This is a genomic window from Pleomorphomonas koreensis DSM 23070, from assembly GCF_000425185.1.
Lineage (GTDB): Bacteria > Pseudomonadota > Alphaproteobacteria > Rhizobiales > Pleomorphomonadaceae > Pleomorphomonas > Pleomorphomonas koreensis.
Genome location: NZ_AULH01000005.1, coordinates 198,649 through 211,550 on the forward strand (window position 1 = coordinate 198,649; position 12,902 = coordinate 211,550).

10 protein-coding genes are annotated in these 12,902 nt (G+C 68.3%); 1 reads left to right on the forward strand and 9 read right to left on the reverse strand.

Annotated elements, in window-relative coordinates:
- Both H512_RS0102685 and H512_RS0102690 read right to left on the reverse strand, forming a co-directional pair.
- Nucleotides 1–1,104: an ABC transporter ATP-binding protein gene (locus H512_RS0102685; protein ID WP_026782209.1), complete on the reverse strand. Its 1,104-nt coding sequence runs from the start codon at nucleotides 1,102–1,104 to the stop codon at nucleotides 1–3.
- A 71-nt stretch (nucleotides 1,105–1,175) separates the two neighbouring features.
- Nucleotides 1,176–2,315 carry an ABC transporter substrate-binding protein gene (locus H512_RS0102690; RefSeq protein ID WP_026782210.1) on the reverse strand — a complete coding sequence of 380 codons (1,140 nt, stop codon included), beginning with the start codon at nucleotides 2,313–2,315 and terminating at the stop codon, nucleotides 1,176–1,178.
- Nucleotides 2,316–2,616: 301 nt separating this feature from the next.
- Here H512_RS0102690 and fabG point away from each other — a divergent pair, with 301 nt between their 5' ends.
- Nucleotides 2,617–3,387 (forward strand): 3-oxoacyl-ACP reductase FabG, encoded by a 771-nt coding sequence (gene fabG, locus H512_RS0102695; RefSeq protein ID WP_026782211.1) that lies wholly within the window; start codon nucleotides 2,617–2,619, stop codon nucleotides 3,385–3,387.
- Between the two features lie 21 nt (nucleotides 3,388–3,408).
- Here the strand turns inward: fabG and H512_RS0102700 are convergent, their stop codons facing one another.
- The 7 genes from H512_RS0102700 to H512_RS0102730 form a co-directional block, all read right to left on the reverse strand.
- Entirely contained in the window at nucleotides 3,409–4,731 is a 1,323-nt protein-coding gene (locus tag H512_RS0102700) for an aspartate aminotransferase family protein (protein WP_026782212.1), read from the reverse strand.
- Complete coding sequence (locus H512_RS0102705; RefSeq protein WP_026782213.1) at nucleotides 4,728–5,732, reverse strand: phosphotransferase enzyme family protein; 1,005 nt, start codon at nucleotides 5,730–5,732, stop codon at nucleotides 4,728–4,730. The genes H512_RS0102700 and H512_RS0102705 overlap by 4 nt, the downstream gene beginning before the upstream one ends.
- A gap of 339 nt (nucleotides 5,733–6,071) precedes the next feature.
- Nucleotides 6,072–7,007 carry an ABC transporter substrate-binding protein gene (locus tag H512_RS0102710; protein WP_036789734.1) on the reverse strand — a complete coding sequence of 312 codons (936 nt, stop codon included), beginning with the start codon at nucleotides 7,005–7,007 and terminating at the stop codon, nucleotides 6,072–6,074.
- Nucleotides 7,008–7,197: 190 nt separating this feature from the next.
- Complete coding sequence (locus H512_RS0102715; protein WP_026782215.1) at nucleotides 7,198–8,205, reverse strand: ABC transporter permease subunit; 1,008 nt, start codon at nucleotides 8,203–8,205, stop codon at nucleotides 7,198–7,200.
- Nucleotides 8,206–8,235: 30 nt separating this feature from the next.
- A complete protein-coding gene (locus H512_RS0102720; RefSeq protein ID WP_026782216.1) occupies nucleotides 8,236–9,783 on the reverse strand; it encodes a sugar ABC transporter ATP-binding protein in 1,548 nt (515 codons plus the stop codon).
- Entirely contained in the window at nucleotides 9,767–11,035 is a 1,269-nt protein-coding gene (locus H512_RS0102725) for an ROK family transcriptional regulator (protein ID WP_026782217.1), read from the reverse strand. Before H512_RS0102725 ends, H512_RS0102720 begins: the two co-directional genes overlap by 17 nt.
- 288 nt (nucleotides 11,036–11,323) lie before the next feature.
- Complete coding sequence (locus H512_RS0102730) at nucleotides 11,324–12,880, reverse strand: D-aminopeptidase (RefSeq protein WP_026782218.1); 1,557 nt, start codon at nucleotides 12,878–12,880, stop codon at nucleotides 11,324–11,326.
- Nucleotides 12,881–12,902: the final 22 nt, after the last annotated feature.

The following is a 12,902-nucleotide window of genomic DNA, read 5'->3' on the forward strand; positions in this document are numbered from 1 at the left end:
TCAGCCTCCCACCACGATGGCGCTTGCGGCATCCCAGCCGATGGTCACCTCGCCGTCGCCCTTCCAGGCGGCGGCGCGCGGCACCTCGACGAGGAAGGTGCGGCCGGTGCGGCTTCTCACCTGGTATTGCAGACGCGAGCCGAGCGAATACTCGTTGAAGATGGTGCCGGAAATCGTGTTGTCGGCGCCGGCTTCCGCCGTCACGAAGCGCATGTATTCGGGGCGGACGACGACGCTGGCCTCGTCGCCGGCGATAGCGAGACCGGGCGCCACCGCCACCGGCCGGCCGTCGCGGCGCAGCCAGCCGTCGGCCGAGCGACGAACGGGGATGACGTTCACCTCGCCGAAGAACTCGGCGACGAAGCGGTCGGCCGGCGCCGTGTAGATCTGTTCGGGCGTGCCGATCTGCACCAGCTTGCCGGCGCGCATGACGCCGATGCGGTCGGACATCACCATCGCCTCTTCGAGCGAATGGGTGATGTAGACGAAGGTCTTGCCGCTCTCGCGGTGGAGGTCCTTCAGCTCCTTCTCCAGGAGCTTCTTCAGCTTGTAGTCGAGGGCGCTGAGCGGCTCGTCGAAGAACAGCACGTCGGGGTCGTAGGCGAAGGCGCGGGCCAGCGCCACGCGCTGCTTCTCGCCACCCGAGCAGAGCATGACGTTCTTGGCGTAATAGTCCTCGGGCAGGCGCACCTTGGCCATCAGTTCCAGCGCCCGCCTGCGCCGCTCGTCGGGGGCCACCTTGCGGACGCGCAGCGGGAACTCGATGTTGTCGCCCACCGTCATGTGCGGAAAGAGGGCGAGCGACTGGAAGACGAGGCAGGTCGGCCGGCGGTTGGACGGCACGTCGTTGATCAGTTCGCCGCGCAGCGTGATGTAGCCGTCGCTGGGGCTTTCGAGGCCGGCCAGCATCCTGAGCAGCGTCGTCTTGCCGGAGCCGGACGGGCCGACGATGGTGACAAACTCACCCTCATCAATGTCGAGGCTGATGCCGTCGACCGCCGCGAAGCCGTCGAACAGCTTGCAGACATCGACGAGTTGCAGCACCGGCCGCGGCGTCTTCGGGGCGGCGGGCGAGAAGGGCGTGGGAGAGGCAACAGACGACATGGGCGAGGCATCCTGAAGGCAGGGCAAGGGAGCCGCCCGCCGTGCGGCGGACGGCGATGTCCGGGCGCGGGTCAGCCGCGCTGGCGCTTGGCGGCCAGCACGATTTCCAGCGCCTTGTCGTAGTCCGGCACGATGTCGTATTCGGCCGAGCGGGCCATCTCCTCCTCGAGGCTGTCCCACTGGATGGCGTCGAGTTCCTCCTTGGTGAACAGCTTGAAGCAGTCGGGATTGCCCATCTGCGTCACTGGGTTGAAGGTGCCCTCGGCGAAGGCCACGGTATGGGCCACCTCCGGCCCCTGCACATATTCGAGGAACTCTGTGGCCAGCGGCGACAGCTCGGGGTTGTTGACCGTCGAGGTGATCTCGATCCAGGAGACGCCGCCCTTGCCGTCGATCGGCCCTTTCAGCGGCGTGATGGCGCGGAGGTTGGGGTAGCCGTCGGCGCGGGCCGGCGATACCGAATAGGTGCCGCCGGTGAAGTAGAGGTCGATCTCGCCGGAGATCAGCGCCTGATTCATGGTGGCGATGTCGCCGATCATCTTGGCGCCCTTGAAGACGCGCACCGCCGTCTCCTCGAAGGCCTTGAAGTCGGCCTCGCTGTGCTCGACGAAGGGGTTGATGCCGGCGGTGAGGAAGATGTCGAAGACATTCCAGTCGTCGGATTCGAGGATGCCGTATTTGCCGGCCAGCGCGGGATCGTTGAACAGGTTCCAGCCCTGCTCCTCGGCGGTGGCGCGGCTGATCTTGTCGGTGTTGACGACGAAGGAATAGGGCCCGAAGCGCTGGGCCATGCCGAGCAGATCCTTGCCGTCGTCGCTCATCGCCCAGCGGTAGGGCGCCTTGAAGGCCGGCAGCATCCTGTCGAAATAGGGCTCGAAGGTATCGCGCGGCAGCGGCTTGATCAGGCCGGCCGGCGCCATCACCTTGCGCGCCCAGGGATTGTTGACGTTGATCAGGTCCCAGACGGCGGTCTCGCCGGCCCGGAGGCGGTTGATCATCGTCGGGTCGTTGGTGAGGCTTTCGGCCTTCACCGTGGCGCTTTTCTCGGCCCGGAACGGGTCGAGCACCTGCGCCGAGTTGTAGCCCTCCCAGCAGAGAATGTTGAGTTCGCCCTCGCGGGCGGCGAAGGCGCGGCTGGCGCCGATGAGCGGACCGGCGAAGGCCGCCGCGCCCATCATCTGCAGCATGTTGCGTCTGGATAGCGGACCCATGGTGAAAACCCTTTCCTGCTGATGGTTGCACTGTTCCCGTTTTCTTATGTTGGAAGTCTGTCGCAAAAATGTGTTGTTTACAACATCAATTTCGTTGGGCATGCTAGCCGTCATAGAGGGGCAGATGTGCGGCAAGCGAAGGGCTCGCTCGGCATGCGACGCAGAAGGCACCGTCTGCAACGCCCGATTTTCCGCAGATTATGGCGGATTTCGGAAAAAGCCCGTTTGTTGGTCGAAGGCTGCCGCAAAGCTGGACGCCCTGCCGGAATTTTGGTCAAGCAACAAAGAGAGTGGGAACAAAATGTTGAAGTCACTACATGGAAAGACGGCAATCGTCACCGGCGGCAGCCGCGGCATCGGCAAGGGAATCGCCCTCCGCTTCGGCGAAGCCGGCCTCAACGTGCTGGTGGTGTCGCGCAGCGAGGCGGATGCGGCGGCGGTGGCCGGGGCGATCGGCCCCAACGCCAGCGGCCTTGCCGCCGACGTGTCGACGCCGGAGGGTTGCGCCGCCATGGCCGCGGCGGCCGTCGAGCGCTACGGCTCGATCGACGTGCTCTGCGCCAACGCCGGCATCTTCCCGGCCGCCAGGCTGTCGGAGATGACGGCGGCCGACTTCGACCACGTGATCGCCACCAACCTCCGCTCGACCTTCCTCAGCGTATCGGCGGTGCTGCCGGCGATGACGGCGGCCGGTGGCGGCCGCATCATCCTCACCTCATCGATCACCGGCGCCATCACCGGCTATCCCGGCTGGGCGCACTACGGCGCCAGCAAGGCCGGCCAGCTCGGCTTCATGCGCACGGCGGCGATCGAGCTGGCGCCGAAGGGCATCACCGTCAACGCCGTGCTGCCGGGCAACATCCTCACCGAGGGGCTGGAAGGCGTTGGCGCGGACTATATGGCGAAGATGGAGGCGTCGATCCCGATGCGGCGGCTCGGCACGGTGGCCGACATCGCCAACGCCGCGCTGTTCCTCGCCTCCGAGGAGGCCGGCTACATCACCGGCCAGACGATCACCGTCGACGGCGGCCAGATCCTGCCGGAAAGCCTCGGCGCGCTGGAGGCGATGTGAGGGGGCGGCGCTTTCGCGCCGTCACCGCGCCGACAGGACCGCCTTCAGCGCCTCGATGAAGAAGTCGGCGTTATCCCTGGAGAAGCAGAGCGGCGGCCGGATCTTCAGCGTGCTGCCGGAGAGGCCGGCGGCACCGATCAGGATGCCGCGTTCCTTCAGGGCGTTGATGACGAAGGTGGCGAGGCCGGCGTCGGGCCGGCCGCCATCGTCGATGAAGTCGAGGCCGATGAACAGGCCGGCGCCGCGCACGGCGCCGATGTCGCGGCGGTTGCCCATCACCGTCGCGAGACCGGCCTTGAAATAGGCGCCGACCTCGCGGGCGTTGTCGATCAGCCCTTCCCGTTCGATGACGCCAAGCACCGCCAGACCGGCGCTGGCGGCCACCGGATTGCCGCCGAAGGTATTGAAATAGCCGGTCTCCTCGCAAAAGCGCGACAGCAGCTCCGGCCGGGTGACGACGCCAGCCATCGGGAAGCCGTTGCCCATCGGCTTGCCCATGGTGACGATGTCGGGGACGATTGCATGGCGCGAGAAGCCCCAGAGGCCGCCGCCGGTGCGGCCGAAACCGGGCTGCACCTCGTCGGCGATGAACAGGCCGCCGGCCTTGTGCGCCACCTCGACCGCCGCCTTCAGGAAGCCGGGCGGATCGGCGTAGATGCCGTCGGAGGAGAAGATGGTGTCGACGATCACCGCCGCGAAGCCGACGCCCGCCGCCTCGAGGTCGTCGATCGCCGCCTGGAGATTGGCGGCGAAGGCGGCGGCGACGTCGGGCGCCAGGGCCGGATCGGGCTCGGGGATGACGCGAACGAAGTCCGGCACCGGCTTGGTCCGGGACGATGACGGCGAGATGGCGGTGACGTGCCGGGTGTTGCCGTGATAGGCGGCGCGGGTGACGATGAAGCCGGCCTTGCCGGTCGCCGCTTCGGCGACACGCATCGCGAGGTCGTTGCTCTCCGAGCCGGTGCAGGTCATCACCAGATTGGAGAGCGGCGCCGGGAACTTCGACAGCAGCGCCTCGGCATAGGCCTCGACAGGCGCCGTGAGATAGCGGGTGTGGATGTTGAGGACGGCGATCTGCCGCGCCACTGCCTCGGCGACCGCCGGATGCGAATGGCCGATCGACGGCACGTTGTTGTAGACGTCGAGATAGCGCCGGCCGTGGACGTCGTAGAGGAAGACGCCCTCGCCGCGCGCCATCTCGATCGGCTCCTTGTAGAACAGCACCGAGGAGGCGCCGAAGGTGGCCTGCCGCCGGGCGACGCGCGCCGCGAGATCGGCCGGCAATGCGGCGGCGTCGGTGGCCTCGAAGCGGTTGAGGGCGAGGATCTCTTTGGTCGCGCTCATGCCACACCCTTGAGGAAGCCGGCGGAAAGATAGCGGTCGGCGAGGTCGACGGTGCCGGCGGTGTAGGCCGGGCCCATGGCGCGGGCGGTCGGAGTCTCGGCGTGCGAGGCGATCCAGGCGGTGAGTTGCAGCCGCCGCAGCATCACCAGCATGGGCAGGGCCGCCGCCTGCTCGGCATCGAGCGGCGCGACGCGGGCATGACCGTCAAGCCAGGCGGCCATCAGTCCGGGCACGAAGGGCTCGGCCTCCATGAAGGAAATGGAGGCGGCAAAATCGTAGGCGAACCAGGAGAAGCCGCAGTCGTCGAAGTCGATGACGCCGAGCCGGTCGCCGTTGACCAGGAGGTTGGCGGCGCGCATGTCGGCATGGATCAGGCCGAAGCGGTCGGGCGTCGTGCCGAAGGCCGCCGTCTCGTGGTGCAGGCGCGCCGCCAGCCGCTCGAGCAGCGTCCGGCCGGCCGCGTCGAGGCCAAGGGCGCGCCGCCAGTCGCCCCAGTAGGCGTCGGGGCCGGCAATGGTGTCGAAGGTCCAGGTCTTGCGGGCAAAGCCCGGTGGCGGCGACCAGGCGCGGCTGTGGGCGTGCAGGCGCGCCGATATCTCGCCGAGGTGGCCGTACCAGCGGGCGAGGTCGCCGGCCTCGTCGGGCGCCCTGCCGCTCATGAACTCGAAGGCGACGGCGTTGCGCCGCGTCTCGCCGTCGAAGAAGGGAACGAGCAACCGGCCGTCGCGGGCATGCACCGGCGCCGGCGTGGCGACGATGCCGGCGGCGCGCAGCGCCTCGATCCAGGTCAGTTCGGAGGTGATCTCCTCGTCGCTGTGGTAGGCCGGGCGATGGGCGCGCAGCACCAGGCGACGGCCGCCGGCCGCGTCATCGACCAGGAAGGTGGCGTTCTCGGAGATAGTCAACAGCGACAATTCCGCCGTTTCTCCGATATTCCAGGTTGGAAGCGCGGCGCGCAGGCCGGTTTCGAGGCGGGCGAGGAAGGCATCGTCATAGAGCATGCTGGCCGGATCCATCTGGGACTATGTTTGGAGATGCAACAATAATAATGTTGGAATTGCAACATCAAAAAGCGGGCAGCCCTGCCTGCGCCGCCGGCAGCGCGCCGGGCGAAGAGGCGACGGGCATGCCCGGCGAGACCAGGTTCACGGGACACGCGCCATCTCCTCGCCGAACGCAAACCCGGTTCCCGCTCTTGCCGGAACGGCTCCGGCACCTTCCTAACCCGGATGGTGCGCCGGACGCGAGGCCGGCCCGCAGCGCGACGCCCAAAAGGCGCATCCCCGGAAAGCGGCGCTCTCCGGGGATGCTGTTCAGACGACGGAATGATCAGGCGCGGATCAGCGGGCGGCCGTCCAGCCCTTGTAGTCGGCGATGTTGTCGCGCGTCACCAGCTTGGACGGCAGCAGCGTCACCTGCTGCTCGGGCTTCTTGTCGTTGATCAGGCCGATGCCGATCTCGGTGGCCAGCTGGGCCATGGCATAGGGATCCTGGCTCGACGAGGCGACCACCAGCGACGAGGTGTCCTTCAGCTCGGCCTCGATGTCCGGCGCGCCGTCGACCGAGGTGATGAACAGGTTCGTGCGGTTGGCCTGCTTGGCGGCAAGGCTGGCGCCGATCGCCGTCGGATCGTTGATGGCGAACACGGCGTCGATCTTCTCGAAGCGGGTCAGCATCGACTGCATGACGTTGAGGCCGCCGTCGCGCGAGCCCTTGGCGTCCTGGTCGTCGGAGAGGACCTTGATGTCGGCGTTGGCGGCGAACACCTTCTTGCAGCCGACGACGCGGTCGATGACCGCCGACACCTGCGGGCCGTTGACGATGACGACGTCGCCCTTGCCGCCCAGCTTGTCGACGATGTACTGGCAGGCGATCTCGCCGGCCTGCACGTTGTCGGTGGTCACGGTGGCGTCGGCGCCTTCGGCGGCGGTGTCAACGGCGACCACCGGGATGCCGGCGGCCTGGGCGCGGGCGATGGCGGGCGCTACGGCCTTCGGGTCGGCCGGATTCAGGAGGATCAGGTCGACGCCGGCGGCGATGAAGTTGTCGATCTGGGTGAACTGCTTGTTCAGATCGTAGTCGTAGCCGAGGGCGGTGACTTCGACGTTGGGATTGACTTCCTTGGCCTTGTCGGTGGCGCCGGTGGCAAGCGCCACGAAGAACGGGTTGCCCATCGAGCCGAGCGAGATGCCGATCTTGTTGAGATCCTTGGCCCCGGCGGCGCCGGTGAGAGCAACGGCGGCGGCGGCGGCGAGCAGAATGCTGCGAGACTTCATAGCGTAACTCCTCCTTGGGGGCCGGCTGAACCAACGGGTCTCCTCCCGCCCGGCGCGCCGGCTGTGTTCGGCCGGCCGCGACGCGGTCCCGCCGGTGGATTGCCGGGGTGTCGCCGCCGCCGATTGCCACCGGCGAATGCGGCACCCCAGATGCGGTGGCGGGCGCGGCCCGCCGCCGAATTGCGTAATGTCAGGTGCGGGCGCCGCCCTGCGAGCGGACGCGGTCGAGCGCCACGGCGATGATGATGACGAGGCCCTTGATAATGTACTGCCAGATGTCGCTGACGCCGACGAGCACCAGGCCGTTGGACAGGACGGCGATGATCAGTGCGCCGATCAGCGTGCCCCAGATCGAGCCGACGCCGCCGGTGAACGACGTGCCGCCCAGAATGACCGCGGCGATGGCGTCGAGTTCGTAGGACTGGCCGAGCTGGGTGCCGTTGGCGGCGAACAGGCGCGCCGCGCTCATCACGCCGCCGAGGCCGGCCATCAGCCCCGAGAAGCCGTAGACGAACAGGAATACCGCCCACACCTTGATGCCCGAGAGGCGCGCGGCGCTCTCGTTGCCGCCGGTGGCGTAGATGTGCACGCCGAGCACCGTCCGGCGCAGGATGATCCAGGTGACGATCACCGACAGGAAGGCGATCACCACCAGCCAGGGAATGCCGAAGATGTAGCCGTTGCCGATGAAGGCGAAGGGCAGGTGCGAGTTGAAGACGGTGGTGTCGCCGCCCAGGAGGCGGGCGACGCCGCGCACGGCGGTCAGCGAGCCGAGCGTCGAGATGAACGGCGGCAGGCCGATGAAGGCGACAAGCGAGCCGTTGATCAGGCCGAATACCAGACCGGCGAACAGGGCGAGCGGGATGCCGATCATGCCCATGTCGGGGATCAGCGAGCCGATCACCGCCACCATGGCCGAGGCGGCGAGAATGGAGCCGACGGAGAGGTCGATGCCGCCGGTCAGGATCACCGCCGTCATGCCGCAGGCCAGCACGGTGTTGATCGACGCCTGCTGGGTGACGATGGAGAGGTTCTGCGGTGAGAAGAAGCGGCCCGACATCAGCTGGAAGGCGATGCCGAGCAGGATCAGGATCGGCAGCATGCCGACGGTGCGGATGATCTGCTGGATGAGGATCTGGCGGTTGGCAGCGGCCTTTTCGCTGGAGAGTGCGGCGGCCGATGACGTTTCCTGGGACATGGCGGTTCCCTTGTTGTCTCAATGGTGGCGTCAGGCGGCCGGGGCGCTCGGGTGAGCGAGGCCGGCGGCCAGGGCGATGATGTTTTCCTGGGTGATGGCGATGCCGGTGGTGCCGCCGACCTCGCCGACGATGTAACCCTCGCGCATCACCAGCACGCGGTCGGCGATGCCGACCACTTCGGGCATTTCCGAGGAGATGACCAGCACGCCGACGCCGGCCTTCACCAGATCGTCGATGATGCGGTAGATCTCCGACTTGGCGCCGATGTCGACGCCGCGCGTCGGCTCGTCGAGGATGAGGACGCGCGGCCGCGTCTCCAGGAGGCGCGACAGCAGCACCTTCTGCTGGTTGCCGCCCGACAGCGAGCCCACTTCGACCACCGGCCCGGCGACGCGGATCGACAGCGCCTTGATGGCGTCGAGGGCGCGGCTCCGTGCCTTCCTGAGATCGAGGACGCCACCGCGACGCGCGTCGCGGCCGATCACCTGCAGGTTGATGTTTTCCTGCACCGTCATGTCGAGGAACAGGCCCTGCCCCTTGCGGTCCTCGGTCAGGTAGACGATGCCGGAATCCACCGCCTGGATCGGCCGGTGAACGTCGATCGGCTTGCCGTCCAGCAACACCGTGCCGCTCTTGCGGCCGTCGGCGCCATAGATCAGGCGGGCGAGTTCGGTGCGGCCGGAGCCGACCAGGCCGGCAAGGCAGAGCACCTCGCCGCGGTGCAGGTCGAAGGAGCAGCCGCGCACGCGATGACCGTCGCTCATGTCGCGGACGGAGAGGATCACCTCGCCGCGGCTGCCCTGGGCGTCGTGATCCTTCTTGTAGAACTTGGAGAGGTCGCGGCCGACCATCATCTTGACCAGCGTCTCGGCCTTCAACTCGTCGCGCAGAAGCGTGCCCACGTAGGCGCCGTCGCGCAGCACCGAGCAGCGGTCGGCCAGCTCGTAGACCTCGGCCATGCGGTGAGAGATGTAGATGATGGCCAGGCCGTCGGCGCGCAGGGTGCGGATCAGGTCGAACAGCTTGTCGGTCTCGCGCGACGACAGCGCCGTGGTCGGCTCGTCCATGACCAGGATGCGGGCGTTGGCGTGGATGGCGCGGGCGATCTCCACCATCTGCCGCTCGGCGATCGACAGCGTCGACACGATGGTTGCCGGTCCGAAGCTGGCGCCGAGCCGGTCGAGCACACCCTTGCACTCGGCGCGCATGCGGACCCGGTCGACCTGGCCGCCGACCGACAGCTCGCGGCCGAGATAGATGTTCTCGGCCACCGTCAGGTTGGGCGACAGGCTGAGTTCCTGGTAGATGACGGCGATGCCCTTGGTCTTGGCGCTGAGCGGGCCATCGATGTGGATGACTTCGCCGTTGATGCGGATCTCGCCGCCGGGGTCGGCGCGGTAGGCGCCGGACAGGATCTTCATCAGCGTCGACTTGCCGGCGCCGTTCTCTCCCATCAGGGCGTGGACCTCGCCGGGATAGACGGTCAGCTCGACCCCGGCCAGCGCCTTCACGCCGGGAAAGGTCTTGGTGATGCCCCGCATTTCGAGGATGGGTGTCTGCTCAGGCGCGGACGGCATAATCTCGGAACTCCCTGAACATGGTCGCCGTGCCGGTCAGGATCGACGACCGCGGCGAGAAGTTGAAGAACAGCGGCAGCGTGGCGGCGCCGAGCGCGCCGGCGCGCGCCCGGAAGGAACCGTCGAGGACGTTCGGAACGGGCACGCTTTCGGGCGTGGCGGCGGCGAGCGCCGCGGCGAGACGCTCGACGATGGTTTCGATGAGGCCGCAGTCGAGGTCGCCTTCGAGCACGACGTGGTCGACGTCGAGCGTCGCGGTGGTGGCGAGGATGGCCGGCACGAAGGCGGCGACGGCGTCGTCGATCCACTCGTCGAAGGCGGCCGGACGCGGCGCGCGGCGGAACAGGTCGCCGATGTCGGCCAGCGTATTGGCGGCAAGGCCGTGCCAGCGCAGATGCCGGCGGAGGCCGGCCAGCGAGGTGCGGGTGAGCAGCACGTCGAAGGAGCGTTCCGGCCGGGGCGCCGACGGCAGGCTGGAGGCCGGCACCGGCATCATGGCGAAGTCGCCGGCGTTGCCGCGGCTGCCGCGCAGACAGTCGCCGTCGAGCACGACGCCGCCGCCGACGGCGCCGCCGATGAACAGGTAGACGAAATCGGACAGCGCCCGGCCGTGGCCGTAGAACAGCTCGGCGATGGCGGCGGCGTTGCCGTCGTTCTCCACGAACACCGGGATGCCGGTTTTCGCTTCGAGGGCGCCGCCGAAGTTGAAGTCGTCCCAGAGGCGGAAGGAACTGGCCGGCAGCTCCAGTTCCCTGAGCCAGCTTCCGAGGTGGTAGGGCTGGGCGAGGCCAATGCCGGCGAGCCGCTCCCAGCGCTCCGGCCCGATCTCCGCCTCGATCGACCCGATGTCGCGGGCGACGGCGGCCAGCATGTCGCCGGGCGGCGGCAGCAGCGTGTCGTGCGAGCGGCTGGCCAGGATGCGGCCGCCGAAGTCGACGCAGACCGTCTCGCAGCCGACGCGGTCGATGCGGACGCCGATCGAGTAGGCGCCGTCGGGCGCCAGCGACAGCATGGTGGCCGGCTGGCCGCGCTGGCCCTCGCGCTTCTTGCCGCGTTCGACCACCAGGCCGGCGGCCTCGAGATAGGCGGTGATGACGCCGACGGCATTGTTGGTGAGGCCGGCAGCGCGGGCAAGGTCGGTCTTGGACGCCTCGCCGAAACGGCGCAGCGCCTGCAACACGATCCGCTCGTTGTAGAGACGGACCTGGGCGGAGTTGGACCCCTGCCCGGTCCGCGACTTGCGGGCCGACATGCTCTCTCCCCCCGGATCGAGACAATACTGATTGGCTGACTGGCTGACTGGTGGACGGCTGACAAAGGGGACGACGACGGCCTCCCAACCGCGTCGTCCCGCCGAGGCAAGATCTCCCGTGCTTCCCTCGATTAATTAATTCACGATGAAGAACCTAGGTCCGACGTTTCTCACCGTCAATCGAGCCAAAAGAATGAACGGGGAGCCGTTGACTTTTGCTCGGGCAGGACGCAACGCGCACAAAGCGGGCGCGAGGCAATCCTTGAATTGTTTCAATAGGTAAGCCGGTCAGCCGACGCGGCGAAAGACAACGTTTCGGGCCAGCCAGCAGCCGATGGTCAGGCCACTGGCGGCGCCGGCCGCATCGCGGCTGATGCGGACGGTCCAGTCGCCGGGCGGCGGCGCGTCCAGGCCGCGCGGCGTGGCGAGCTTCCAGACGTCGGCGGCCACCGGGCTCATGGCGTGCATAGGTCCGAGGCCGAGAAAACCGTCGAAGCGACCGGCCAAGGCGCGGCCGGACGCCTCGATTTCCAGCATCGACCCGGTCTCCTCCGACCAGTAGCGGCCGGCGATGTCCGGACGCGCGGTGCCGGCAAGACGCGATGCCATCCCCCGCAGGTTGTCGCCCGGCCGGTCGATCGCCAGGTCCTGTCCGTCGCGGACCAGCGTCATGCCGCGCGAGCGGGCGACGCCATCCTCGCCGACCGACAGCACTTCCGTGCCGCCGGCGAAGCGGGCGAGGACGGCATTGCCGTGGGTGGAGACGTCGAGCAACAGGCCGGACGACGGCTCGAGATAGGCGCCGTTCCACGCCGGATCGGCGGGCATGCCCCTGGCCGGCGCCGCCGGCCGGCCGAGGGCGGCGCGCATCAGGAACAGGGCGGCGGCGTGGGCGTCGGCCTCGTGATTGAACATCACCACCACTGACAACCGCTCGCGCGCCGCGTGCAGGCGGCGGAGGCGGAAGCCGCGCAATGCGCCGCCGTGACCGGTGACCGCGAGGTCGTCGATTCGGTCGTGCGCGAGGCCCATGCCGTAGCTGGACGGCCGGCCATCGGAGAAGGTCGCCGACGCCGACAGGCGATTGTAGATGCCGCCGGCATCGTTTCGAGTGCGGTCGATGAACCGCTCCCAGGCCAGCATGTCGTCGAGCGTCGCGGCGATGCCGGCGTCGCCCTGCCAGACGATGCGGTTTGTCGCCGGAAACCAGCCGACCGCGGAATTTCCCTCATGGCCGACGGTGCCGTTGAGCGGCGTCGAGGTATCGGCGGCGAGGCGGGCGTCGGTCATGCCGGCCGGGCCGAAGACGTGGGCCGCGTAGAGATCGGCGAGCGGACGGCCGGTCCGCTCCTCGATGAGTTCGGCGAGAATGCGGAAATTGCCGTTGGAGTAGGAATACTGGCTGCCCGGCTCGAAATGAGTGGATCTCATGCGCGACAGCAGCGGCCGCGCATCCTCACGGCGGAAGACGCCCTGGTGATGGGCGCCGTGGAGCACGGTGAGCGCCCATGAGTCGCGCAGGCCCGAGCGGTTGTCGCACAGCTCGCGGACGGTCGGCCGCCGCCCTTCGAGATTCGGCAGGATATCGGCGAGGCGGTCGTCGAGCGCCGAGGGATCGCCGACGGCCGCCAGCAAGACGGCGCAGGTCATCTGCTTGGAGACCGAGCAGATCGGCAGCAGGCGCGAGGGGGTCATCGGCAGGCCGGTGTCGAGGTCGGCATAGCCCCAGGCCTCGCGCACCACCACCTCGCCGTCCCTGACGACGCCGACGGCGCCGCCCGGCCCTCTGAAGCGCTCCGGCAGCGACTCGATGGCGGCGGCGAGGGCGATGGGGTCAAACGACATATTGAGGTTTCCTTCGGATGGG